Below are 23800 nucleotides of genomic sequence, written 5' to 3'. Positions count from 1 at the left end.
GGGCGCGCCGCCCGGCGCGGCAGGGCGGTCAATACACTAGCCGCATGGCCAAAGAAAAAACGATTTACACCTGCACCGAATGCGGCGGCATCAGCCCCAAGTGGCTGGGAAAATGTCCGCACTGCAACGCCTGGAACACGCTGATTGAGTCTGTCGCCGAGAACCCCGGCGCCGTCAAAAACCGCTACAGCACCCAGCGCCAGGGGCTGGCCAAGGCGTCCGAAGTCACCGCGCTGGCCGACATCGAGGCCACCGACATGAGCCGCACGCCGACCGGCCACGAGGAACTCGACCGGGTGCTGGGCGGCGGCATCGTCGAGGGCGGCGTGGTGCTGATCGGCGGCGACCCGGGCATCGGCAAATCGACGCTGCTGCTGCAGGCGCTCGACTCGCTGCAGCGCGCCGGGCTGAACACCCTCTACGTCACCGGCGAGGAAAGCGGCGCGCAGGTCGCGCTGCGCTCGCGCCGGCTCGGGCTGGACGGCTCGCAGGTGAAAGTGATGGCCGAGATCCAGCTCGACAAGATCCTCGCCACGCTCGAAGCCGTGCAGCCGGCGGTCGCCGTGATCGACTCGATCCAGACGGTGTATTCCGACCTGCTCACGTCGGCGCCGGGCTCTGTGGCGCAGGTGCGTGAATGCGCCGCGCACCTGACGCGCGCGGCCAAGTCCAGCGGCGTGTGCATCATCCTGGTCGGCCACGTCACCAAGGACGGCGCGCTGGCCGGCCCGCGCGTGCTGGAGCACATGGTCGATACCGTGCTGTATTTCGAGGGCGACACGCATTCGAGCTTCCGGCTGGTGCGCGCCATCAAGAACCGCTTTGGCGCGGTCAACGAGATCGGCGTGTTCGCCATGACCGAGAAGGGCCTGAAGGGCGTGACGAATCCAAGCGCGATGTTCCTGAGCCAGCACAGCGAGCCGGTGCCCGGCAGCTGCGTGATGGTGACGCTCGAAGGCACGCGGCCGCTGCTGGTCGAGATCCAGGCGCTGGTCGATGACGGCGGCCCGAACCCCCGCCGCCTGAGCGTCGGCCTGGACCGCGACCGGCTGGCGATGCTGCTGGCCGTGCTGCACCGCCATGCCGGCGTCGCCTGCATGGACCAGGACGTGTTCGTCAATGCCGTCGGCGGCGTGCGCATCAGCGAGCCGGCGGCCGACCTGGCGGTGATGCTGGCGATTGCGTCGAGCCTGCGCGGCAAGGCGATGCCCAAGGGTTTCCTGGCCTTTGGCGAGGTCGGGCTGGCGGGCGAGGTGCGGCCCGCGCCGCGCGGCCAGGAGCGGCTGAAGGAAGCGGCCAAGCTGGGTTTCAGCGTGGCCGTCGTGCCCAAGGCCAACGCGCCGAAAAAGCCGATCGAGGGGCTGACCATTCACCCGGTTGAGCGGATCGAGGAAGCGTTGGACCTGGTGCGCCGCCTGCAGTGAAAGAAGCCGGCGCGCCAGGGTCATCAGTGCAGCATTTTGCTATAAAAATAATAGCTGTTTGCGCATGTCCGGCGTGCGCTACAGGCCTTATTTGCTTAAATTTTGTTAACTATTGACGTTCCCAGCAAAAGGAATCAAGGAAGCATTTCAAGTTACGGTGAGCAATTCTTTGTCGCGCATCGGGACAGTTCTATCAGTTCCACCGGGCATACAGCCAGGCGCACAGCGCGGCGCCGACTGTCCAGAGCAGCCAGGTTTGCGGCACGGCATATGGGTACACCATCAACGCCACGCCGGTCCAGGTCAGCGCGGGGGCCGATGTCTTGCGGCCCCGCCGGAACGCCGCGTAGCCAATGAGGCCGAACACGATGGCGCCCAAAATATAAGCCGGGCTAGGCAAGACCAGTCCCAGCGACTGGAGGGTTTTGAGTTCGTCCATGCGGCATGGTAAACCGGACTTTCCCGGGCTCGCCCTGGCTACGCATTCCCCACAGACCGGCTGCCTGCCCAGGCTGCGAAAATAGCGCCATGAACTTCCAGAAAATATTGATTCCTGTCGCCGGCGTGGCGGCGGTGGCGCTGGCTTACCGGCAGTATGGCTGGCTTGGCGTGGCGGCGGTCGCCACCGGCCTGGTGATGTGGATGCTGCTGCATTTCACCCGCATGATGGCCGTCCTCAAGCGCGCCGCCGACCGGCCCATCGGCTATGTCGGCAGCGCCGTGATGCTTAACGCCAAGCTCAAGCCCGGCGTGACGCTGATGCATGTGATCGCCATGACGCGCGCGCTGGGCAAGCTGCAGTCCGAAAAAGACGCCCAGCCCGAGGTGTTCCGCTGGACCGACGGCACGGCCTCGCACGTCACCTGCACGTTTGTGGGCGGCAAGCTGGCGCACCACGAGTTGTTTCGGCCCGCTGAAAACGAGCTGCCGCCCGCGCCGTAGAATCATTGTTTCGGGTTTTGGCAGCGCCTGCGCCGGCTGTTTTTGTGAAGCAGCAGGCCGGCAGCGCGCCAGTCCCTTGTTCAGGCCCACACCTTTCACTCATCACAGGATCACTCATGTCCCCAGCAGCCCCTTCCATGGAAAATCGCGACGGCAAAATCTGGATGGACGGCCAGATGGTCGAGTGGCGCGAAGCCAAGATCCATGTGCTGACGCACACGCTGCACTACGGCTGCGGCGCCTTCGAGGGCGTGCGCGCCTACAAGATGCAGGGCGGCGGCACGGCGATTTTCCGGCTCGAAGAACACACCGAGCGGCTGTTCAACAGCGCCAAGATTTTGCGCATGAAAATCCCGTTCACGCCGCAAGAGGTGATGGACGCGCAACTCGCCGTGGTGCGTGAAAACAAGCTGGAGAGCGGCTACATCCGTCCGCTGACCTGGATCGGCTCCGAGAAACTCGGCGTCAGCCCCAAGGGCAACACCATCCATTTGATGGTCGCCGCCTGGACCTGGGGCGCGTACCTCGGCGAAGAGGGATTGAGGCGCGGCATCCGTGTCAAGACCAGCAGCTTCACGCGCCACCATGTCAACATCACCATGATCCACGCCAAGGCGGTGAGCAACTACACCAACTCGATCCTGGCCAACATGGAAGCGACCGACGAGGGCTATGACGAGGCGCTGCTGCTCGACCCGCAGGGTTTTGCCTCCGAAGGCGCAGGCGAGAACCTGTTCATCGTGCGCAAGGGCGTGGTCTACACGCCGGACTCCAGCGCCGGTGCGCTCAATGGCATCACGCGCAACACCATCTTTTCCATCTGCAAGGACCTGGGCGTCGAGATCAAGGAAAAGCCTATCACCCGCGACGAAATCTATATTTCGGATGAGGCGTTCTTCTCGGGAACGGCGGCTGAAGTGACGCCGATCCGTGAGCTTGACCGCATCGAGATCGGCAGCGGCTCGCGCGGCCCGATCACCGAGAAAATCCAGGCGGCGTTTTTCGACATCGTCAATGGCCGAAATCCAGCGTACGCGTCCTGGCTGACCCGCGTCTGAAGTTTCAGATCAAGACAACAACACGAAAAGCCTGAAAAATGAGCAAATCATCCTTTATCGAACTGCTGGCCAGCGACCTCAACCACCAGGGCGGCGTGTACTGCCCCAGCCCCAAGGCTGATATGAAGATATGGAACAGCCACCCCAAGGTGTATCTGGACGTGGCGCGCACCGGCGAAGCCAAGTGCTCTTACTGCGGCACGGTGTACAAGCTCAAGGCCGGCGAGCACTTTGGCGGTGGGCATTAAGCCCCCACGCTTGTCGCTTCGCGTACTGCGCTGCCCCCCGAGGGGGCTGTTGCGCCTGCGGCCCGGCAAAGCCGGTTCCGCGGCCCTGGCTGTTAGGGAAGGCATGCGCGGCTGGCGATGAGCAACGCTAAACCGGAAATGATCAACGCCCTCGTCATCGCGCCGCAGTGGATTGGCGACGCCGTCATGACCGAGCCGCTGCTGCGCCGTCTGGCCGCGCGCGGCGAACGCCTGACGGTGGGCGCCTTGCCGTGGGTCGCGCCGGTGTACCGCGCCATGCCGCAGGTGGCCGATGTGATCGAGTTTCCGTTTGCCCATGGCGGGCTGCAGTTCAAGGCGCGCCGCAGCATTGCCAAACGCATCGAAGGCCAGTTCAGCAAAGCCTACGTGCTGCCCAATTCGCTGAAAAGTGCGCTGCTGCCCTTGCTGGCGCGAATCCCCGAGCGAATCGGCTATCTCGGCGAAACCCGCATCGGCCTGCTGACGCACCGGCTGAAAAATCCAAAAGACAAGCCGCCCATGGTGGCGTTTTATTCGGCGTTGAGCGGCGAGGGCGACCTGCAGGCCGACAGGCCGGCGTTGCATATGGACGCGGCGCAGGTCGAGATGACGCTGCGTGAACTCGGCTTGCAGCGGGGCGGTTACGTGGTGTTTGCGCCGGGCGCCGAATTTGGCCCGGCCAAACGCTGGCCAGCGCGCCATTTTTCGGAACTGGCCGCCCGCCTGAGCTTGCCGGTGGTGCTGCTCGGCTCGGGCAAGGAAGCAGCGCTGTGCGACGAAATTGCCACGCCTGTGAATGCGCAGCAATCAGGAAAATGCCTCAACCTGGCCGGCAAGACTTCGCTGCCGCAGGCGCTGGCGCTGATTGCCGCGAGCCACAGCACCGTCAGCAACGACTCGGGCCTGATGCATGTGGCCGCCGCACTGGGCGTGCCGCAGGTGGCGATTTTCGGCTCGTCCAGCCCGCTGCACACGCCGCCGCTGAATGAAAAAGCCCGCGTGCTCTGGCTGAAAGCCGACCCGGCCTACCAGCCGCCGCTGGATTGCGCGCCGTGCTTTGCGCGCGAATGCCCGCTGGGACATACGCGGTGCCTGAATGACATCGACCCGCAGCAGGTGCTGAAGGCGCTGCATTCCCATTGACTGGCGGCCAAGCACGAAGCGCAAAAAAAAAGGCCACCTTGCGGTGGCCTTGTAAAAGTCCTCTCAGAAAAATCTTTTTCGGTGAAGCGCTGAATCTTTCTTGATTTGTAGCCTCGGCCGAATTTATTTTTAACTTTTTCTGGTTTCCAGTGTTGTGACAGCAACGCCTCTACTGTGCTTCAGCTTGTGTGTTCTGAACATCCCCAAAAGAGGGGATTTTTGCATTTTCAGTTGAAACTTCCAGTTTCGTGAACTAATTCACGGTCTTGTTTCCCCCACGGGCAGCTCGACAATGAATGAAGCCCCGCCGCCGGGCCTGGCTTCGCAACGCACGGTGCCGCCATGGCGCTCGCTGATCGACTTGACCAGCGCCAGCCCCAGGCCCACGCCGCCTTCGCGCTCGCTGGCGCCGGGCAGCCGGTAAAACGGCTCGAAGATACGCTTTCGCTGCTCGGCCGGCACGCCCGGCCCCCGGTCATGCACGCGGACGATGGCTTTTTGCTGTTGGCCTGCGCCGGTTTGTGCCAGCTCCAGCGTGATGTCGCCATGGCCGTAACGCCGTGCATTTTCCAGCAGATTGCGGATCAGCCGGCGCAGCAGCCGGGGCGAGCCCTGCAGCGTCAGGCTGTGCTCCGCGTCCGGCCCGGTTCCGAGTTCGGCCATCAGCTCGGCATTGACGCGCGAGCATTCCTCGGCGGCCAGTCCGGTCAGGTCCAGCGTTTCAAAAGGCTCGGCATCAGCCTGTTTGGTGTCGAGCCGGCTGGCCAGCAGGATTTCGTCGATCAGCTGGTCCAGCTCGGTGATTGAGCGCGATATTTCCATGCGCTGGGGCGACGCCTTGTCCACGCACATCAGTTCCAGCCCCATGCGGATGCGCGCCAGCGGCGAGCGCAGTTCGTGCGACGCATTGGCCAGCAGCGATTTGTGCGATTCCATCAGCGTCTCGATGCGCTCGGCGGCGTGGTTGAAGCGCCGCGCCAGGAAAGCCACCTCGTCGCGGCCTTCGGTGTTGATGCGCGCCGACAGGTCGCCCGCGCCCCAGCGCTCGACGCCGCGCTGCAGCGCCTCCAGGCGCAGCGTCAGGCGCCGCATGACCGGGTAGGCGCCCAGCGCCACGGCCAACCCGACCAGTCCCAGCATCCAGCCAAAACCGAAAGGGGGCCGGTTCCAGGAGTTGCCGGGCGGACGCTGGGGCCGGGGCAGCAGCAGGTTCAGGGTCTGGCCGTCGGTGGTCACCACGTCAAATTCAATGTCTTCGCCGCGCTGGCGGTCGGGCTTGGTCTGGGCCTTGCCGATGACTTCGCCGGCGGCGTTGTGTACCAGCACTTCACGGATCGGCAACTGGGGCGGGTCACGGCTGAATTGCCAGGCCGCGCCGACCAGGAAGGTCAGCACCATGACGGTGGCCACGACGGCCAGCCAGATGCGCACATACAGGTGGGAGGTGAAGCGGGACCAGATCTGCGAGCTCACGCGGCGCTCAGTCTTGCTGCTTGGCAAACACGTAGCCGACGCCGCGCACCGTCAGGATGCGCTTGGGGTCCTTGGCGTCGAGTTCGATGGCGCTGCGGATGCGGCCCATGTGGACATCGATGGAACGGTCGAAGGCTTCGAGTTCGCGGCCGCGCACGGCTTCCATGATCTGGTCGCGGCTGAGCACGCGGCCTGCGCGCTCGGCCAGCGCCACCAGCAGGTCGAACTGGTAGGAGGTCAGTTCACACGGATTGCCTGACACTGAAACACTGCGGGCATCGCGGTCGATCTCCAGCGAGCCGAAGCGCATCACCTTGTGGCTGCACGCCGAGGCATGGTTGCTGCCGCTGCTGTCGCCGCCCCGGCGCAGCACGGCGCGGATGCGCGCCAGCAGCTCGCGCGGCTCGAAAGGCTTGGGCAGGTAGTCGTCGGCACCGATTTCCAGGCCGACGATGCGGTCCATCGGGTCGCCCTTGGCGGTGAGCATCAGCACGGCGGTACGCGCCGCCTCGCCGCCCTGGCCCTTGATGCGGCGGCACACTTCCAGGCCGTCCATGTCGGGCAGCATCAGGTCCAGGATCACCAGGTCGGCCGGACTGTCTTGCAGCGCCTGCAGGCCGCTGCTGCCGGTGGCGGCGTGGGTGAAGCCGTAGCCGGACTGGCGCAGGTATTCGCCGACCATGCTGGCCAGGCGGGTGTCGTCTTCGATCATCAAAAGTTGTTGTGTCATGGACCGTCCTCTTATTGGAATGGCGAGTCCTTGCGCAGGACTGGTCGCCATAGGCTTTCATGGTGCGCCGGGCGCAACAATTGCGCTTGAAGCGGCCGTAAAGTTGATGTAAACAAATATTTCAATTTGCTATTTAAATAATAGCTGTTAGTGCTCGTGTTCATTGCGAAGGAGCCGTTTTTGATCGTGAAGCCAGGCCAATCAGCAACAGCACCGGCACGCCGAGCAGTGCGGTGGCGGTAAAGAAGTTGCTGTAGCCGAACGCATCCACATACGCGCCCGAATAACCGGCCAGCGTCTTGGGCAGCAGCAGCATCATCGAACTGAACAGCGCGTACTGCGTGGCCGAATAGTTGATGTTGGTCAGGCTCGACAGATAGGCGATGAAGGCCGCCGAGGCAATGCCGCTGGACAGGTTGTCGGCCGAGATCACGAAGATCAGCGCCGTGACGTCGTGGCCGGCCGTGGCAAGCCAGGCGAACAGCAGGTTGCTGGCCGCGCTCAGCACCGCGCCGAGCATCAGCACCTTCATCACGCCAAAGCGCATCGCCAGCCCGCCACCCAGAAAAGCGCCGACCAGCGTCATGATGACGCCGTAGATCTTGGTGACGGTGGCCACTTCGTCCTTGGTGTAGCCCATGTCCACGTAAAAAGGATTGGCCATGATCCCCATCACCACGTCGCTGATGCGGTAGATCGCGATCAGGCCCAGGATCAGCAGCGCCTGCTTGCCGTAGCGGCGCAAAAAGTCGGCAAACGGCTCGATCAGCGCCCCCTTGAGCCAGTCGGCGGCGTTCTTGCTGGGCGGCAGTTCGCGGTGCTGCGGCTCGGGCGAGCACAGCACCGTGACCACGCCCAGCAGCATCGACGCGGCCATGACCAGGTAAGCGGCCTGCCAGGCGCCATGCTGGTAGCTGGTCACGCCGACGACTTCGGCCCGCGCGGCAATCCACAGCGCGCCCGCGCCCGACCAGATCATCGCCATGCGGTAGCCGGTCTGGTAGCTTGCTGCCAGCGCGGCCTGGCGCTGCGTGTCGGCCGACTCGATACGGTAGGCGTCCAGCGCAATGTCCTGCGTCGCCGAGCCAAAGGCGACGGCCAGCGCGCACCACACCACCGGCATCAAGGCCACTTTCGGATCGGTCAGCGCCATGCAGACCAGCGCCGTCATGATGACCGCCTGCGACAGCAGCAGCCAGCTGCGCCGCCGGCCCAGCCAGCGCGTGAGCAGCGGAATCGGCAGCCGGTCCACCAGCGGCGCCCAGGCCCACTTGAAGCCGTAAGCCAGGCCGACCCAGCTCAGGTAGCCAATGGTGGTGCGGTCGATGCCCGCTTCGCGCAGCCAGAAGCTCAGCGTGCCGAACACCAGCAGCAGCGGCAGTCCGGCCGAAAAACCGAGCAGCAGCATGCGCAGCGTGGCCGCTTCGGCATAGACGCGCCAGACCTCGCGCCAGCCGGGCTTGGGCGCTGGCGCCGGATCGGTTTGCGCAGCGAGCGTTGCCGTGGGAGATGGCGACGTGGGGAGAGGGGGAGAAAAGGTTTTGTCTGACATGGGGATTGCGGTTTGTGGCTATTATTCCCGCATGTGCTTTTTATGCGATGTCAAACACTCTGCCTGGCCTGGCCGGCGTGGCTTTTTGCTGGCGGCTGCCGGTTCTGCGGCCACGCTGGCCACCACGCCCTTGCTGGCCCAGGTGGACGTGGGCGGGTCGTCGAGCCTGCGCAACCTGGTGCCGGCCGAAGAACTTGAAGCCGCGTCCACCCAGCAATATGCAAAACTCCTTGCCGAAGCCAAATCGCAGGGCGCGCTGGCGCCGGCTGGCAACGCGCAGTTGCAGCGGTTGAACGCCATTTCCAGGCGCCTGATTCCCCATACCGCGCAATGGAACGACCGCGCCAGGCAATGGCGCTGGGAAGTCAACCTGATCGGCAGCAAGCAGATCAACGCGTTTTGCATGCCCGGCGGAAAGATTGCCTTTTACACCGGCATCCTGGAGCAGCTCCAGCTTACCGACGACGAAGTCGCCATGATCATGGGCCACGAAATGGCCCATGCCCTGCGCGAGCATGCCAGGGCGCGCATCGCCAAGAGCCAGGGCACCGGCACGCTGCTGTCGCTGGGCGCGCAACTGCTGGGGCTGGGCGAACTGGGCAACGTGGCGGCCAATGTCGGCACCGAACTGCTCACGCTGCGCTTTAGCCGCGACGACGAAAGCGACGCCGATCTGGTCGGGCTGGAGCTGGCCGCGCGCGGCGGCTTCAACCCGCAGGCCGCCGTCAGCCTGTGGCAAAAAATGGCAAAGGCTGGCGGCGGCGCCAGCGGGCCGAGCTTTTTGTCAACCCACCCCTCGGGTCCGCAGCGCATCCAGGAACTGCAGTCCAACGTGCCCAAGGTGCAGGGCTTGTACCAGCGCGCACGCAGCTAGCAGACGGCTCAAACCCTGTTTTTTCAGGGTTCCGGCGTTCCCCGAACGCTCGCTTTTCCTGGTCTTGGTGAAGGCTGGAGAAACATTTTCCAAATATCAGTTCCGGCCCCGGGACGGTAAACGCCAAACCGCCCGGCAACCGCCTGCATTAGTAATGCAGGGCTGACTTGGGGCAGGCCGAAAAGCATTGCGCCATCAGTGCAAACGCCTCGTGCAGCAAATTCGCAGCGCTGTGAAGCGCCATGCGCCCGCCATTCAGCATCACGCGCTTTTCAAGGCGGCGCCGACGGACGCCCTGCAAGGTGTCTGTTTCCGTCATCTGCCGCCTCAGGCCACTCAAAACGTAAGCGTGAATCAAGTTGATTACATATAGTGACAACTTAGATACATGGAAACATTTTTATTCAAACTCCGGCATGCATTTCGGCGGTGTTCTGGCCTCTCTCAAAATCACTCGCGCACCACCCAAAAGCGAGCAAACAAGTTAACTACTTCTCATATACCCAGTACAAGGCTAAAAGTTGTGCGGCAAAACGTTTCCGGTGGCAGAATTTAATCAACGCTTCCCCAGGAAAAAGCTTACTAAAAAGACAATTGAACGCCTGGGACTTGGGACGGCAAGAAAGCAAAAAATAAAAATACAGGTGCATTTGTTTTTTTAATAAGCACCTGAAAGTTGACAGTGATAAAAGTTTCCTGTGTAAGCCACAAAAAAATGAACAAGGGAGTTGAGGGAATGAACATTGCGCTGTCGTATGTCGAGTCGTCCGAGCCTGTCAAAGAGGAATCGGACGAGCAGGGCTGGTATGTCGCCTATACCCAGCCGCAGCGCGAGCAGCTTGCCCAGATTAATCTGGCGCTTCAGGGATTTGACGTATATCTTTGCCAATATAAAGCATTCAAAAAATCACCGGAGGGTTTGCTTGAAGTCTGGCAGCCCATGTTTCCACGTTATATATTCTTCAGGCCGGCACATGCCGGGCAATCCATTTCGGTGGTGCGTTCAACACGCGGCATTGCCTTTGTGCTGCGGTTCGGGGTGACGCCCGCCATGTTGAAACCCGAAGAGCTTCGCATGCTCAAGGCGCTGGAAAGCGCGCAAAACCAGGCTGACGCCGGGCAAAACAGTCCCTTTCAGCCAGGACTCAAGGTGCGCTTGAAAAACTGCGGCCTGAGCGGTCTTGAAGGATTGGTCCATTCCGTTTCCAGCAAGCGAGTTACTTTGCTGATCGAGTTGCTGGGGCGAGAGAAAAAACTGCATCTGGAACATCACCAGGTCGAACTGCTGGATCAATAAACATTGCGTTTGAAAAGATAGCGAGGACAGCGTTGTCTGGACTCTGCTGTTTGCGTTGGCAGGTGAATGGGATTGAAGTGGGTTGAGTGAGTGCAAGGAAAGAAGAAAAAAAGTGTTTTTGAGCCTTAAAAAGCCGAAAACACTGCGGTAGCCATCCCTTTTTAGTTTTTTAGTCAAAAAATCGGGTTGTGAGTCACTGAATCACCGGTATTCCAGTGAAATAAAAATCACCATAAATCTGGCTGACTTAAATTTTGCTGTATCTGTCCATTGTTTTCAAATCTCAATAACCTGAGCCTGCTGTAATTCTCCCGATCAAACTGATTTTTTAAATTTGCCTTGAAAATATACGGAAGATTTTTATCTCCGTTGGCATTATAAAAAATTAGCGGCAGATGATTTTCTGCAGCTTTGAATCCGTTTTTCTTTATTGCAATGGCTGGGGTGTGTTCACTTTGACACATCCGCACTGTCTCTCCTTGGTCAAGCAAATTCTGTTTTTACTGTAACTGGGCTAACACTGCCCGATTCAAAAAGCGAGGTCCGTGATGTACATCCAGCAGTTAAGCCTTCCGTCGCCCCAGCCGGTCGTGTTACAGGAGCCTGAAACCACTTTGTCCGATCTGATGGGCGTGGTGGCCGAAAACCGCTGGCTGATCGCCGGCGTCACTGCGGTGGCATTGCTTCTTGGAGGGGCGTATGCCGCCCTGACGACGCCCGTGTACGAAGCCAATGCCCTCATACAGGTGGAGGAAACCAAGGAAAACACGACCACCACGGGCAGCGCGCTGGGAGCGGCCGCCAACCTGTTTGAAATCAGATCGCCGGCGTCGGCCGAAATGGAAATCCTGCGCTCGCGCCTGGTCGTCGGACAGGCCGTGCAAAGCCTCAACCTGGATTTGGCGGTCTGGCCCAAATACGTTCCCCTGATCGGCAAGTGGCTAGCGCGCGGGGCCACCTCGCCCTCCGAGCCAGGTTTCCTGGGCCTGAAGGGTTACGTCACCGGCAACGAATCTTTGAAAGTGGAAAGTTTTGTGGTTCCAGCCAAGTTGGAAAACAAACGCTTTTTGGTCCGGCTCAGCGGCGATGGCTACGACCTGGTGTCGCCCGATGGCGCCGTCCTGGCCAGTGGCCGCTTTGGAACGCCACTTGCGTTCACGGTGGGCGGTCAAAAAGGGCAATTGCTTGTCAGCGCGGCCGTGGGAAAGCCTGGGGCTGAATTCAATCTCGTGCGGTTTCCAAAACTGGCGGTCATCGAAAGGTTGCAGCACTCGCTCCTGATTGTTGAGCAAGGCCGCCAGTCGGGCGTCATTCTGACCAGCCTGACTGGCAACGATCCGGAAATCATTGCGCAAACCCTCAATGAAATCGGCTCGATGTATGTCCGCCAGAACGTGGCGCGCAAAGTGGCCGAGGCTGAAAAAATGCTGGCTTTCCTTAAAACCAATTTGCCGCAGCTGCGCGCAAAGATTGAACTGTCCGAAAGCAAGTTCAACCAGTTTCGCAACCGTAACGGCTCTTTTGACCTGACCACCGAATCCAAGGTGGTGCTTGACCAGTCCATCAAGCTGCAGACGTCATTGCTCGACCTGCAGCAAAAGCGCTCAGACCTGGACGCGCGCTTTGGTCCACAGCATCCCAGCATTCAAACCATTGACGTGCAGATCAGGAGCTTGACCAATGAATTGAACACCATCAACAACCGCATGAAATCGTTCCCAGCGGTGGAGCAGGATTATTTGCGAATGACTCGCGACATGAAGGTGGACACGGAACTGTATGCCAGCTTGCTCAACAGTTCGCAGCAGCTCCAGCTGGTCACGGAAGGCAAAGTCGGAAACGTGCGCATCGTCGATGTGGCGGCGGTGCCCCAGGTTCCCATCAGGCCCCTGCCCATGAACATCACGGCCATCGCCGGCATGCTGGGCCTGCTGACGGGCCTGCTGTTTGCATTTTTGCGAAACAGCAGGCGCGATGGAATCAGGCGTCCGGCTGATATTGAACAGCGCACGGGGCTGCACGTGTTTTCGAGCATCCCGTTCAGCAAGGCACAGGCCAGGCAATTCGTCAGGATTGGCAACCGCACCATCGGGCAGCGCATCTTGGCACTGACGTCGCCGGATGAGCCGGCCATTGAAAACCTGCGCAGCCTGCGCACTTCGCTGCAGTTTGCGATGCTCGATGTCGCCACCCCCATCGTGCTGGTGACCGGCGCCACGTCGGGCAGCGGCAAGTCCTTCATCAGCACCAACTTTGCGGCAGTCATGGGCGCTGCCAATAAAAAAGTGCTGTTGATTGATGCGGACCTGCGCAAAGGCCACCTCCATCAATATTTTGGCCTGGCCAAGGGCAGCGGGTTCAGCGATGTCCTGGGCGGCACGGTCAAGCTCGAAGACGCGCTGCACCGCAAAATCGCGCCCAATGTTGACTTTCTGGCCGCCGGAACCGCGCCCTCCAATCCGGCGGAGCTGCTGATGACCGACGCCACGCAGCAGTTGCTGCAACTGGCCTCCCAGTACTACGACCTGGTCATCGTGTGCTCGGCTCCCGTGCTGGCCGTCTCGGATGCCGCGATCCTGGCGCCGATGGCGGGGGCCGTGTTTCTGGTGGCGCGCGCCGAAGACACCAGCCTGGGCGAGCTTCATGAGTCGGGCAAACGCCTCTCGCAAAACGGTGCTTCCGTGAAGGGCGTCATCTTCAACGGGCTCGATGCCAGCAAGAACCGTTACAGCCGTGGCTATGCCTTCGAGGGGCACAACCGCTACTCCACCAGCAACCAGACCTGAGGTGCGCACCATGTTCCAAGCCCCTGAACTCTCAGCCCATTATTTCAGCGGATTGCCTGCTGATCACCATGTGGTGCAGCCGGTCATTCTGTGCGGCGGCTCGGGCACGCGCCTGTGGCCCCTGTCAAGAAAGTCGTTCCCCAAGCAGTTTGTCCCCCTGATCGGCGACAAGAGCCTGCTGCAGCTGACGCTTGAGCGCGTCGCCCAGCTGGGCGGCGCCACGGCCGTCGAGGTGCTTTGCGTGGCGGCTGAAGAACACCGCTACCTGGTGGTCGAGGCCATGCAGGCCGCCAGGGTCAGCGGCTCGGTGATTCTGGAGCCGGTGGCGCGCAACACGGCGGCGGCCATGGCGCTGGCTGCGCTGAAGGCGCAACCCAGCCAATGGCTGCTGTTTTGTCCGGCAGACCACCATATTCCCGACGCGCGGGCCTTTGCCGCCATGGTGGAGCAGGGCAAGTCGGCAGCGGGTGCGGGCGCCATTGTTTCGTTTGGCGTCAAGCCGAGCTATCCCAGCACGGCGTATGGCTATATCGAGCAGGGCGAACTGCGTTGCGACAGCAGCTACTCGGTGGCGCGCTTCATTGAAAAACCCTTGCTGCACAAAGCCCAGGACCTGATCTTGCAAGGCAATGTGCTCTGGAACGCGGGCATCTTCCTGTGCAAGGCCGCTACCCTGCTTGAAGCGCTTGGCCAGCATGCCCCGGACATCCTGGCCAGTTGCCGCAAGGCCATGGACGCCGCCGTTTCCGATGAACCGTTCATTCGCCCCCAGACGCAGGCCTTCACCGCCTGCCGTGCGCAAAGCATTGACTACGCGGTGATGGAGCACCACGCGAACATTGCCGTGGTGCCTTTCGCCGGCGCCTGGAGCGACGTGGGCAGCTGGAACGCGGTGGCCGACATGACCGTGGCCGATGCGGATGGCAACCGGGTCGCCGGCCAGGGCCTGGCCATCGAGGCGACCAAGACCTATATCCATGCCCCTTACCGCCCGGTGGTGGCGCTGGGCACCCACGACCTGCTCATCATCGACACGCCCGATGCCGTGCTGGTGGCCACCGCCGACCATGCCGAAAGCGTGAAGATCGTGGTGGCTGAACTCGAAGCGCGCCGCACGCCGCAGGCCGCCATGCACCGCAAGGTGTCGCGTCCCTGGGGCTCGTACGACAGCATCGACACCGGCGAAAGGTTTCAGGTCAAGCGCATTGTCGTCAAGCCCGGCGGGACCCTGAGCCTGCAAAAGCACTACCACCGGGCCGAGCACTGGATCGTCGTCAAGGGCACGGCGAAGGTGACCTGCGGCACTGAAACATTCCTGCTGACTGAAAACCAGTCCACCTACATTCCCATCGGCGAGCTGCACCGTCTGCACAACCCCGGCAAGACGCAGCTGGAAATGATCGAAGTGCAGTCCGGAAGCTACCTGGGCGAAGACGACATCGAGCGGTTTGAAGACAGCTACGGCCGCGTGATTCCGGTTGAAGCAGCCAAGAAACGGGCTTGATGCCTGCCCCAACACAAAGCCACCCCATGAAAAACAACAACACCCAAAAAGTCGCCCTGATCACCGGCATCACCGGCCAGGACGGCTCCTACCTTGCTGAACTCCTGCTGGCCAAAGGCTATGTGGTGCATGGCATCAAGCGGCGCGCCAGCCTGTTCAACACCACGCGCGTTGACCATATCTACCAGGACCCGTGCATCAACAACCGCAACTTCGTATTGCATTACGGCGACCTGAGCGACAGCTCCAACCTGATCCGGATCGTCCAGCAGACCCAGCCCGACGAAATCTACAACCTGGGCGCGCAAAGCCATGTGGCGGTGAGCTTCGAACTGCCCGAATACACCGCCGACGTCGATGCCCTGGGCACGCTTCGGCTGTTAGAGGCCATACGCATCCTGGGGCTGGGAAAGAAAACCCGTTTCTACCAGGCGTCCACCTCCGAGCTGTACGGCCTGGTGCAGGAAGTGCCGCAAAAGGAAACCACGCCGTTCTACCCGCGCAGCCCCTATGCGGTGGCCAAGCTGTATGCCTACTGGATCACCATCAATTACCGCGAAGCCTATGGCATGTATGCCTGCAACGGCATTTTGTTCAACCACGAAAGCCCGCGACGCGGTGAGACCTTCGTCACCCGGAAAGTCACGCGCAGCCTGGCCAACATCGCGTTCGGGCTTGAGAACTGCCTTTACATGGGCAACATCGACGCGCTGCGCGACTGGGGCCATGCCCGGGACTACGTACGCATGCAGTGGCTCATGCTGCAGCAGGACCAGCCGCAAGACTTCGTGATTGCCACGGGCCAGCAGGTCAATGTGCGCGACTTCATCACGCGCAGCGCGGCGCAGCTGGGCATCACCCTGGCCTTTGAAGGGCACGGCCTGGACGAGGTCGGCATGGTCCAGGCCATCAGCGGCGACAACGCGCCAGCCCTGGCCGTGGGCGACGTCATCGTGAAGATTGACCCGCGCTATTTCCGGCCCACCGAAGTCGAAACCCTGCTGGGCGACCCGACCAAAGCCAGAGAGACCCTGGGATGGGTGCCGGAAATCACCCTGGACCAGTTGATTGCAGAAATGGTGGCCCACGACCTGGACCACGCCCGTCGCCATGCGCTGCTCAAGACGCACGGCTATCCCATGACCGTCAGCGCGGAGTAAACCAGCATGCTCAATGAACCCCGGATTTTCGTGGCAGGCCATCGCGGCATGGTCGGCAGTGCCGTTTTGCGCTGCCTCGTGGCCAAGGGCCGAAAAAACATCGTGACCCGCACCAAGGCAGAACTGGACTTGACGCAGCAGCAAGCCGTCCGCGACTTTTTTGCCAGGGAAAAGATTGACCAGGTGTACCTGGCCGCCGGCAAGGTGGGCGGCATTCATGCCAACAACACCTATCCCGCCCAGTTCATCTACCAAAACCTGATGATGGAAGCCAATGTGATCCACGAAGCGTGGCATGCCGGCGTGCAAAAAATGCTGTTCATGGGCAGCAGCTGCATCTACCCCCGGATGGCGCCGCAACCCATGGCGGAAAACGCCTTGCTGGGTGGGCAGCTGGAGCCCACCAACGAGCCCTACGCCATCGCCAAGATTGCCGGCATCAAGCTGTGTGAAAGCTACAACCGCCAATACGGCCAAAGCCATGGCACCGATTACCGCAGCGTCATGCCGACCAACCTGTACGGGCCTGGCGACAACTACCACATTGAAAACAGCCACGTCATTCCCGCGCTGATCCGCCGCTTTCACGAAGCCAGACTCCACCAGGCCCCTGCCGTGACCATCTGGGGTTCCGGAACGCCGCTGCGCGAGTTTCTCTACGTCGGGGACATGGCCGCCGCCAGCGTGCATGTCATGGACATTGACAAGGCAACCTATGACGCGCACACGCAGCCCACGCAAAGCCACATCAACATCGGATTTGGCAGCGACATCAGCATCTCGACCCTGGCTTTCGCGGTGGCAAAGGTCGTGGGCTACACCGGCCACATCGATTTTGACAAAAGCAAGCCCGACGGACCGCCCCGCAAGCTGCTGGAATCATCCAAGCTCAAGAACCTGGGCTGGCGTCCGAAGGTCGAACTCGAAGCCGGTCTGGCACTGGCTTACGCTGATTACTGCAAAACTGATTCAGTCCTGAACCTTCCCATCGTCGTGAAGGAAAAGAAGCAATCAATCAGTGAATTTGCCTCTCCCTGGTTAAGGGATGTCACACCGGGCGCGGCAATGAACCACCACCTGAACGGCGCCCATGCACCCCAGGCCGGCAACGCCTGATCAATTTCCCCGCATGGGCGCAAGCCCGGTGGCAAAAGCAAAACCGGGACTTTGATTAAACCTGCAACGGGTGGTCGGGCTTGCTTTTAGTCTGTCCGGCCTGTTGCTGCAACCAGGGAAAGCGCTCATGTCCGTTGTCAAAAGAGTCGTTTCCGGAAGTCTGGCGTCGTGGATGCGGATAGCGGTGACGATTTTCAGCCAGATCATCGCAGTGCCCATTTACCTGCACTACTGGTCGGTTGAAACCTACGGTGCATGGATTCTGGTGCAGAGCATCGTCAGTTTTCTGACGATATTCGACATTGCGCACCACAATTACCTGGGCAATGAATTCATGAAAATAGGCGCCCAGAAACGCGATGAAATGGCGGCGGTATTTTCTACCGGCATGGTGGTGGCGTTCATCGTCTCCATCATCACGTTCAGCATTATTTGTGCCTTCACGCTTTCTGGAACCATCAGCCAGTGGGTGGGAATCCATGCCGCTATCGTTCAGCCTTTTGAAACCGCGCTTTTGCTGACCTGCGCCACCTGGGTTCTCACCATCACGTTCACCGGCCTGCTGGGCCGGGTGCTCAATCCATTCGGCCATTTCCCCTTGTCCGCCTGGAGCGGGGTCTTGTTTGCCATCGTGTCCACTGCGGCGTCCGTGGCGGCTGTCCATTTTGGCGCCGGCCTTGTGGCCACCACCGTTGCCACCTGCATCGTGACATTCATATGCCACAGCACGCTGGCGGTCGTTCTTTATCGACTGGCGAGGCAGGAAAAACTGATTTCCACCGAGCTGGAAATGGCCAGGGGATTTTCAAGATTCTATGCATCGCTTGCGCTGGGCGCGCAGTCGGGGCTGGAGATTCTCCGGCAGCAGGGGGTGCGTTTCATCTTGCTGCCTTTGTCGGGCATGGCCCAGATGATTGCGTTTTCGACCATGCGCACCGGCGCAAACCTGGCTTTGCAGGGTGTGGGAACCATCACCGCGCCCTTGATGCCCGAACTGATGTCATTTTTGGTAAATCGCGACCAGCCGCGAACCGAAAGCGCGTTTTCAGTCATCTGGCTGATGCTGTGCGTGGTGCTGGTGCCCGCCGTGCTGGTGGTTCAATACCTCGCGCCCGCGCTGTTTCCGCTGTGGACGCAGGGCAAGATCGAATTCGATCCGGTTTTGTTTGCCTTGCTGTCGCTGGCTGTGCTGGTATATGCCCTGGTGCAGCCTGCCATCGCCGTGGTGAATGGAAACAATCTGATCCGCGAGCAGGTCGTGATTTCCACCATTGCCACGGTCATCACGGTGGGCGCCATCTACCTGCTGGTTCCGCTCATGGGGGTCAGGGGTGCGGCGCTGGCCCTGTTGGCAGGAGAAGCCAGTTCCTTGTTTTTCTATGTGCGCGCGGCAAAAAAATGGCTTGCCGGCGTGGCGATGCGCTGGCCGACTTCGGCTTTTGCCAATGCTTCCCTGTCGCTGGTCGTTGCCGCTGCCGGCATGGGTTCGATCATCGTGTTTCAAAAATTTGCCGGCGCGTGCCTGCTGGCGGCATTGATTGCCCAGGTTTTTATAGTGATCGGCTACTGGTCGCAACTGCCTTCGATTGCCCGCGAGGCGGCAGCAGCGCAGGCATCCCGATTTTTACCCCGGTTGTTGCGAAAACAACGGGACAAGGCCGTAGGCAGAACCAGTTGATCATCTTTCCTGTCTGGAGTGACGAGCCATGCGAATTTCAGTGCTTATTCCTGTTTACAACGGCATCCTTTATATTGCCGAAGCCGTGGATTCGGTGCTGGCCCAGGATTGCCAGGACTGGGAACTGGTGATCAGCGACAACGGCTCGAAGGACGGAACGCGTGATTATTTGCGCACCTTGTGCGACCCCCGCATCCGGGTCCATGAGCAGCCGGTGAATCTTGGCATCATGGGCAACCTGAATTTTCTGCTGGCCCAGGCCCAGGCCCCGATTGCAAAAATCCTGGGCCACGACGACACCTTGCTGAGCGGGTCGCTCGAACGCATTGCACGCTTCATGGAGGAACGCCCCGACTGCGCCGTGAGCCGTTGCTGGGCGCTGGGGGATGAACGTCGCTACTCAAAAGGCGGACAGCTGGAGTGGGAAGGCCTGCTGCCGTCCAGGCTGGAGCCCGCCGCATCGATCCTGGCATTTGCCACCTTCGGCAATCTGGTCGGCAATATCTGCCGGGCGGCATGCCGCCCGCGCATGGTGCTGCAAGCCGGCGGATTTGACCTGAAATATCCTTCGGCGGGCGACTATGAAGGCTGGAAGCGCGTGGCGGGCATGTTTGGAATATGTTTGCAGAATGAAGAACTCGTCTTTGAGCGCATCCATGCATTGCAGGATTCCAACGTGCTCACGCAAAGAAATGAATTAGACACGCAGGTCAATTCAATCATTGAAATACTGGCCAGGGAAGTGGACCCTTCGCTGCTTCACGTGTTGCGGCGCCACTGGACCATCCATGTTTTTTCGCACAGGTGTTCACGGTTTGCGAGGCAGCTGTTCAGTGGCCGGTTTTTCCTGGCCGCCTCGGTCTGGAAAAATTTGCCTTCGGGGGTGTCGGCGTTTTCAAGCATTGCAGCGTATCCGCTGGTCAAGCTGAAACTTGTCCAGGCCAATACGACCACCCATTACCTGTTGAACCATATTTTAAAAAATAACAAAGCCTGCCATTGCCAGTAAGCCAGGCACCACTGATTTTTAATAAAAGTTTGAATCCTGCACTGACTCATCATTTCAAGAATTGACATGAAATATCTTACAAGCGGGTTTTTGCAGCTTTTATATTGTGGTCTGTTGCTGGTCGCCATGCCCGACAGCCCCATGGTGTTTTTTCTTATTGCACTGGCCATGAGTGTTGTGGCGGTAAATAATATATATAAATATATTAAAAGGCCCGGCAATGTGTGTCTTTTTGATTTTTTTGCAACTTCCATTTTATTGGCTTATGCGCTCAGCACGGTGACGACGCAGGTCAAAATCTATTCACTCTATTCCATGGATGTGGGGCAATACTTTCATCTTTCCCAGTATTCCCTTTCGATTGCGCTGGCAGGCGTTTCATTCACCTCGGCCGTTCTGATTGGCCTGAGCTATCTGTTTCCTTCGCCGGTTCAGCTTCCGGGCTTCAGCAGGCAGCAACTCAAGGAAGGCGTGCTGGTCGTTTTCATGGTGTTGCTCGCCAGTATTTATTGCATACTGACCGGGTTGATGGCATTTCAGGGTCTGATGTTCACCGATGCCGAGCATTCGTCCATATCCCCTTTTGCATCCATGGTGAGTTTCGCCATTGCACCCGCAGGGGTGGTGGCCATGTTCCTGGCTTCAGGAAAGTATGAAGTGAGCCGGGTGAACCGCTGGCTTTTGTACGCATTGGCTGCTTCCTTGTGGCTGGTGACTTTTACCCAAGGCCGCCGCCTGCTGGTGTACCTAGCATTGCTTTACCTGATTTTTTACGCTTACGATTCCTCGGGGCGGCTGGTATGGCGCAATAAATTATTATTCATAGGCGTTGTCGGCTTTGTAGCTTATTTTGGGGTGAAGATTTTCTTTGCCTTCCGGGTGGCCGGCTGGGAGTCTCCGGGCACAAAAGATGCCATGCAGCTGATTTATTCTGCAATTGATATTTTGCAAAATCCTTCCCGCTACGATTATGACTACCTGCTCAGCGCAACGTCGCTTGAGCGGCCTTTCGTCATCAAATACTTTTCCCAGATTATAGAAAAAGCCAGTTTCGACAAATGGCTGTCGGGCGAGGCGATTCATGCGACCGTCATGTTCAGCATTCCTTCAGCCATGATCGGACTGAAAACATTCCTGATTGACGAGGAATTGATTCATCCCCGGCTTGGGCTTCCCATTGATGACGACGCAAACACCATTTTGACAACGGGTGTTGCCGATTTCGGATGGGCTGGAATGATTTTTTATCCAATACTTATCGTGCTGGTATTGAAATGCCTGATTTTAGTGGTCAGGGCATCACACATCAAATGGCTTGATTATTTCACGCAGTTTGGCGTCCTGTTCCTTTTGCTGAACGTGGAATGCTCGATGTCTTCATACTGGTTTTTTGTAAGAAGCACATTGATTGTGCTGATCGTGGCGTATGCCGCCAAAGTGCTGATCAACAGCATGGTTGTCCGCCATGTCAAATTAAGCTGAACTGTTCATCCCATGGCCCGCATACTTTATATAGGCAACTCTGGCACTGGCGGCACCAGCCGGCATCGGGCGGATGCGTTGAGGCGATTGGGCCATGAGGTGCTTGTCGCTGATCCTTACCTGGCGCTGAAGGCATCGCTTGAAAATCGGTGGCTGGGCGCTTTTCATTACCGCACGGGTTACTGTTTTCTTCAATCCGCTGTCGAGCACTGGATGCGTCGCTTGCTTGCGGAAGCAAAAGATGTTGATATCGCCTGGGTGGACAACGGTGAACTGCTGGGTTCCAGGTCTGTGCGCATGTTGAATGCCGCAGGGCTGACCACGCTGCTTTTCAACCACGACGACCCTGCCGGAAAGCGCGATGGCCGGCGGTTTGACTCCATGCTCAAGGCGCTAGCGTTTTACGACCTTTGCGCGGTGGTGCGTCAACAAAACATTCAGGAATACCAGGCTCTCGGCGCAAAAAACGTGCTGCGCATCTGGATGAGCTACGACGAGATCGTGCATGCGCCTTATCCCGACCCAGCCGGCATACCGGACATTTTTCGTTCAGAGGTGGTGTTCATCGGAACCTGGATGCGCGGCGAAGGGCGCGACCAGTTCGTGCTGGACCTGCTTGAGCGTGGCATACCGGTTTCCATCTGGGGCCAGCGGTGGGAAAAGTCGCCACTGTGGGAGCAGCTCAAGGGTTGCCATCGTGGCGGCAACCTGAGCGGCCGAGACTATGTGGCGGCCATCCAAGGGGCCAAGGTGTGTCTGGGGATGCTGTCCAGGGGAAACCGCGATCAGCACACCACCCGGTCCATGGAAATTCCCTACGCAGGCGGCGTGCTGTGCGCCGAACGCACCAGCGAACACCTCGAACTTTACCGGGAAGAGGTTGAAGCCGTTTTCTGGAGTAGCGCGGACGAATGCGCCCGGAAGTGCCGGCGCCTGCTGGCCGATGCCCCGTGGCGGGAATCCGTTCGCCTTGCCGGCATGGCGCGCATCAGGGCTTCCCGCCATGGGCATGAAGATGTCTGCCGCCTGCTGGTCGAGGCTGCGCTGCGCGAACAGGCCGTGCCGCCAGCCGCCGCCATCCTTGCCATGAATTAGCGCCAGATTCGCGCCACCCTGACCGCGACTTTGAATGGAAAAAATTCATGCACATTGTTCAGTTCGTCCATCCGGATTTTCTCAATTCACAAAGCATGCCGCGCTTTGCAAAAATGATTGCCGAAGGCATGCGGGCACGGGGCCATGACGTCGATACCTGGACGGCCAGGCCCCTGGCCTACAGTTTTCCCGCACCGGCGCGCCTGAAAAAGTGGCTGGGCTACATCGACCAGTTCATCTTTTTTCCGCTCCTGGTGCGCTGGCGCCTTCGCCGGCTTGCGGCCGATACCTTGTTCGTTTTTGGCGACCAGGCCCTGGGGCCATGGGTTCCCCTGGTAGCGTGCAGGCCGCATGTGATCCATGTGCATGACTTCATGGCGCTGCGCTCGGCGCTGGGCGAGTTTGCGCAAAACCCGACAGGCTGGGCCGGGCGCCAATACCAGGCGCTGATCCGGCGCGGGTTCAGCCAGGGAAGCTATTTTGTGTCGGTGTCCGACAACACGCGGCGCCAGTTGCAGCGTTTTTTGCCGCACCAGCCTGACGTGTCGGAGGTGATTTACAACGGGCTGAACTATCCGTTTCGGCGCATGAGCGCGGCCGAAGCCCTGGCTGAACTGCTACCTGCCGGGCTGGTGCCGCCGCCGCAGGGCTTCCTGCTTCATGTGGGTGGCAACGAATGGTACAAAAATCGCCAGGGCGTGCTGGAGATCTACCACGCCTATGCGAGGCACGCCCAAAATCCCTTGCCGCTGTGGCTGGTGGGAACCGAACCCACGGCCGACTTGAAAGCGCTGGCCCAGCGCGTGGAGGGAAAAGGCACGGTCCGGTTTGTTTCCGGCCTGTCGAACAAACAGGTTTGCGCTGCGTATTCGGCGGCGCGCTTGATGGTGTTTCCCAGCCTGGCCGAAGGCTTTGGCTGGCCGATTGCCGAGGCCATGGCCTGTGGCTGCCCGGTGCTGACCACTGGCGAGGCGCCCATGACGGAAGTGGGCGGCGATGCCGCGTTCTACATTCCTGCCAGGCCCGCGCATGGTGCCCAGGCATGGGCCGAACAAGCCGCTGCCCGCGTGGTGGAAATACTCCAGGTCACGCTTGATGAAACCAGCAGCCGCCGGCAATCGGGCTACCGGCAGGTCGCTCAGTTCGATGCCGAGCAGACGCTCAATGCCTATGAGCGAATTTACCGGCAAGCGCTTGGAAAAACCCGGGCTTGAGCTTTTTGCAGAGCG

General features: G+C 60.0%; 22 protein-coding genes. 16 read left to right on the top strand and 6 right to left on the bottom strand.

All coding sequences use genetic code 11. The annotated features are described in order from the left end of the window. Window positions 1–44: 44 nt before the first annotated feature. Complete coding sequence (gene radA / locus EC86_RS0115495; protein WP_029526649.1) at window positions 45–1424, top strand: DNA repair protein RadA; 1380 nt, start codon at window positions 45–47, stop codon at window positions 1422–1424. 193 nt (window positions 1425–1617) lie between these two features. Here radA and EC86_RS0115490 read toward each other — a convergent pair whose 3' ends face one another. Next, entirely contained in the window at window positions 1618–1863 is a 246-nt protein-coding gene (locus EC86_RS0115490; protein ID WP_029526647.1) for a hypothetical protein, read from the bottom strand. An 89-nt stretch (window positions 1864–1952) separates the two neighbouring features. On the opposite strand from EC86_RS0115490, the gene EC86_RS0115485 reads away from it, so the two are divergent. The 4 genes from EC86_RS0115485 to waaF all read left to right on the top strand — a co-directional run bounded on the left by EC86_RS0115485 (window position 1953) and on the right by waaF (window position 4815). Then, window positions 1953–2366 carry a hypothetical protein gene (locus tag EC86_RS0115485; protein WP_029526644.1) on the top strand — a complete coding sequence of 138 codons (414 nt, stop codon included), beginning with the start codon at window positions 1953–1955 and terminating at the stop codon, window positions 2364–2366. Window positions 2367–2482: 116 nt separating this feature from the next. Continuing rightward, window positions 2483–3424 carry a branched-chain amino acid transaminase gene (locus EC86_RS0115480; protein WP_029526642.1) on the top strand — a complete coding sequence of 314 codons (942 nt, stop codon included), beginning with the start codon at window positions 2483–2485 and terminating at the stop codon, window positions 3422–3424. A gap of 38 nt (window positions 3425–3462) precedes the next feature. Next, complete coding sequence (locus tag EC86_RS0115475; protein ID WP_029526640.1) at window positions 3463–3672, top strand: zinc-finger domain-containing protein; 210 nt, start codon at window positions 3463–3465, stop codon at window positions 3670–3672. 117 nt (window positions 3673–3789) lie between these two features. Beyond that, window positions 3790–4815: a lipopolysaccharide heptosyltransferase II gene (gene waaF, locus EC86_RS0115470; RefSeq protein ID WP_408633904.1), complete on the top strand. Its 1026-nt coding sequence runs from the start codon at window positions 3790–3792 to the stop codon at window positions 4813–4815. A 258-nt stretch (window positions 4816–5073) separates the two neighbouring features. On the opposite strand, the gene EC86_RS0115465 is transcribed toward waaF, so the two are convergent. The 3 genes from EC86_RS0115465 to EC86_RS0115455 all read right to left on the bottom strand — a co-directional run bounded on the left by EC86_RS0115465 (window position 5074) and on the right by EC86_RS0115455 (window position 8570). Then, window positions 5074–6276: an ATP-binding protein gene (locus tag EC86_RS0115465; RefSeq protein WP_029526638.1), complete on the bottom strand. Its 1203-nt coding sequence runs from the start codon at window positions 6274–6276 to the stop codon at window positions 5074–5076. Window positions 6277–6295: 19 nt separating this feature from the next. Continuing rightward, entirely contained in the window at window positions 6296–7018 is a 723-nt protein-coding gene (locus EC86_RS0115460; protein WP_029526637.1) for a response regulator, read from the bottom strand. A 160-nt stretch (window positions 7019–7178) separates the two neighbouring features. Continuing rightward, window positions 7179–8570: an AmpG family muropeptide MFS transporter gene (locus tag EC86_RS0115455; protein WP_029526636.1), complete on the bottom strand. Its 1392-nt coding sequence runs from the start codon at window positions 8568–8570 to the stop codon at window positions 7179–7181. 31 nt (window positions 8571–8601) lie between these two features. Between EC86_RS0115455 and EC86_RS0115450 the strand changes: the two genes are divergently transcribed. Continuing rightward, window positions 8602–9444, top strand: a complete 843-nt coding sequence (locus EC86_RS0115450) for a M48 family metallopeptidase (RefSeq protein WP_029526634.1) — start codon at window positions 8602–8604, stop codon at window positions 9442–9444. Between the two features lie 148 nt (window positions 9445–9592). Here EC86_RS0115450 and EC86_RS28895 read toward each other — a convergent pair whose 3' ends face one another. Then, the gene (locus tag EC86_RS28895; RefSeq protein WP_156955331.1) at window positions 9593–9763 is read right to left on the bottom strand and encodes a hypothetical protein; all 171 of its coding nucleotides are present in this window, start codon (window positions 9761–9763) and stop codon (window positions 9593–9595) included. A 417-nt stretch (window positions 9764–10180) separates the two neighbouring features. Here EC86_RS28895 and nusG point away from each other — a divergent pair, with 417 nt between their 5' ends. After that, window positions 10181–10741, top strand: a complete 561-nt coding sequence (nusG, locus tag EC86_RS0115440; RefSeq protein WP_084181573.1) for a transcription termination/antitermination protein NusG — start codon at window positions 10181–10183, stop codon at window positions 10739–10741. 227 nt (window positions 10742–10968) lie between these two features. Here the strand turns inward: nusG and EC86_RS28890 are convergent, their stop codons facing one another. Then, the gene (locus EC86_RS28890) at window positions 10969–11232 is read right to left on the bottom strand and encodes a hypothetical protein (protein ID WP_156955330.1); all 264 of its coding nucleotides are present in this window, start codon (window positions 11230–11232) and stop codon (window positions 10969–10971) included. A 57-nt stretch (window positions 11233–11289) separates the two neighbouring features. Between EC86_RS28890 and EC86_RS0115435 the strand changes: the two genes are divergently transcribed. From EC86_RS0115435 to EC86_RS0115395, 9 genes are all read left to right on the top strand, one after another. Next, window positions 11290–13527: a polysaccharide biosynthesis tyrosine autokinase gene (locus EC86_RS0115435; protein WP_029526631.1), complete on the top strand. Its 2238-nt coding sequence runs from the start codon at window positions 11290–11292 to the stop codon at window positions 13525–13527. A 10-nt stretch (window positions 13528–13537) separates the two neighbouring features. Beyond that, on the top strand, window positions 13538–15031 hold the full coding sequence (locus EC86_RS0115430) for a mannose-1-phosphate guanylyltransferase/mannose-6-phosphate isomerase (RefSeq protein ID WP_084181571.1): 1494 nt from the start codon (window positions 13538–13540) through the stop codon (window positions 15029–15031). A gap of 26 nt (window positions 15032–15057) precedes the next feature. Next, on the top strand, window positions 15058–16191 hold the full coding sequence (gene gmd, locus EC86_RS0115425) for a GDP-mannose 4,6-dehydratase (RefSeq protein WP_029526628.1): 1134 nt from the start codon (window positions 15058–15060) through the stop codon (window positions 16189–16191). A gap of 6 nt (window positions 16192–16197) precedes the next feature. After that, complete coding sequence (locus tag EC86_RS0115420; RefSeq protein WP_084181380.1) at window positions 16198–17307, top strand: GDP-L-fucose synthase family protein; 1110 nt, start codon at window positions 16198–16200, stop codon at window positions 17305–17307. A gap of 127 nt (window positions 17308–17434) precedes the next feature. Further along, the gene (locus EC86_RS30685) at window positions 17435–18985 is read left to right on the top strand and encodes a lipopolysaccharide biosynthesis protein (protein ID WP_156955329.1); all 1551 of its coding nucleotides are present in this window, start codon (window positions 17435–17437) and stop codon (window positions 18983–18985) included. A gap of 28 nt (window positions 18986–19013) precedes the next feature. Continuing rightward, entirely contained in the window at window positions 19014–19994 is a 981-nt protein-coding gene (locus tag EC86_RS27095; RefSeq protein WP_051675962.1) for a glycosyltransferase family 2 protein, read from the top strand. Between the two features lie 66 nt (window positions 19995–20060). After that, window positions 20061–21476, top strand: a complete 1416-nt coding sequence (locus EC86_RS0115405; RefSeq protein WP_156955328.1) for a hypothetical protein — start codon at window positions 20061–20063, stop codon at window positions 21474–21476. 12 nt (window positions 21477–21488) lie between these two features. Then, window positions 21489–22571, top strand: a complete 1083-nt coding sequence (locus tag EC86_RS0115400; protein ID WP_051675960.1) for a CgeB family protein — start codon at window positions 21489–21491, stop codon at window positions 22569–22571. Window positions 22572–22618: 47 nt separating this feature from the next. Beyond that, on the top strand, window positions 22619–23785 hold the full coding sequence (locus tag EC86_RS0115395; RefSeq protein WP_029526622.1) for a glycosyltransferase: 1167 nt from the start codon (window positions 22619–22621) through the stop codon (window positions 23783–23785). Window positions 23786–23800: the final 15 nt, after the last annotated feature.

It is taken from the genome of Polaromonas glacialis (assembly GCF_000709345.1).
GTDB lineage: Bacteria > Pseudomonadota > Gammaproteobacteria > Burkholderiales > Burkholderiaceae_C > Polaromonas > Polaromonas glacialis.
The sequence above is the reverse complement of the archived record's forward strand: the minus strand, read 5'-3'. Positions and strand labels throughout refer to the sequence as shown.

Bases quoted from the DNA above. Each gene is read 5' to 3' on its own strand.
- waaF (WP_408633904.1), top strand. From the start codon at position 3,790: ATGAGCAACGCTAAACCGGAAATGATCAACGCCCTCGTCATCGCGCCG.
- EC86_RS0115400 (WP_051675960.1), top strand. From the start codon at position 21,489: ATGGCCCGCATACTTTATATAGGCAACTCTGGCACTGGCGGCACCAGC.
- gmd (WP_029526628.1), top strand. From the start codon at position 15,058: ATGAAAAACAACAACACCCAAAAAGTCGCCCTGATCACCGGCATCACC.
- EC86_RS0115430 (WP_084181571.1), top strand. From the start codon at position 13,538: ATGTTCCAAGCCCCTGAACTCTCAGCCCATTATTTCAGCGGATTGCCT.
- EC86_RS27095 (WP_051675962.1), top strand. From the start codon at position 19,014: ATGCGAATTTCAGTGCTTATTCCTGTTTACAACGGCATCCTTTATATT.
- EC86_RS0115420 (WP_084181380.1), top strand. From the start codon at position 16,198: ATGCTCAATGAACCCCGGATTTTCGTGGCAGGCCATCGCGGCATGGTC.
- radA (WP_029526649.1), top strand. From the start codon at position 45: ATGGCCAAAGAAAAAACGATTTACACCTGCACCGAATGCGGCGGCATC.
- EC86_RS0115480 (WP_029526642.1), top strand. From the start codon at position 2,483: ATGTCCCCAGCAGCCCCTTCCATGGAAAATCGCGACGGCAAAATCTGG.
- EC86_RS0115450 (WP_029526634.1), top strand. From the start codon at position 8,602: ATGTGCTTTTTATGCGATGTCAAACACTCTGCCTGGCCTGGCCGGCGT.
- EC86_RS0115485 (WP_029526644.1), top strand. From the start codon at position 1,953: ATGAACTTCCAGAAAATATTGATTCCTGTCGCCGGCGTGGCGGCGGTG.
- EC86_RS0115490 (WP_029526647.1), bottom strand. From the start codon at position 1,863: ATGGACGAACTCAAAACCCTCCAGTCGCTGGGACTGGTCTTGCCTAGC.
- EC86_RS28895 (WP_156955331.1), bottom strand. From the start codon at position 9,763: ATGACGGAAACAGACACCTTGCAGGGCGTCCGTCGGCGCCGCCTTGAA.
- EC86_RS0115395 (WP_029526622.1), top strand. From the start codon at position 22,619: ATGCACATTGTTCAGTTCGTCCATCCGGATTTTCTCAATTCACAAAGC.
- nusG (WP_084181573.1), top strand. From the start codon at position 10,181: ATGAACATTGCGCTGTCGTATGTCGAGTCGTCCGAGCCTGTCAAAGAG.
- EC86_RS0115460 (WP_029526637.1), bottom strand. From the start codon at position 7,018: ATGACACAACAACTTTTGATGATCGAAGACGACACCCGCCTGGCCAGC.
- EC86_RS0115405 (WP_156955328.1), top strand. From the start codon at position 20,061: ATGAAATATCTTACAAGCGGGTTTTTGCAGCTTTTATATTGTGGTCTG.
- EC86_RS0115475 (WP_029526640.1), top strand. From the start codon at position 3,463: ATGAGCAAATCATCCTTTATCGAACTGCTGGCCAGCGACCTCAACCAC.
- EC86_RS0115455 (WP_029526636.1), bottom strand. From the start codon at position 8,570: ATGTCAGACAAAACCTTTTCTCCCCCTCTCCCCACGTCGCCATCTCCC.
- EC86_RS0115435 (WP_029526631.1), top strand. From the start codon at position 11,290: ATGTACATCCAGCAGTTAAGCCTTCCGTCGCCCCAGCCGGTCGTGTTA.
- EC86_RS30685 (WP_156955329.1), top strand. From the start codon at position 17,435: ATGTCCGTTGTCAAAAGAGTCGTTTCCGGAAGTCTGGCGTCGTGGATG.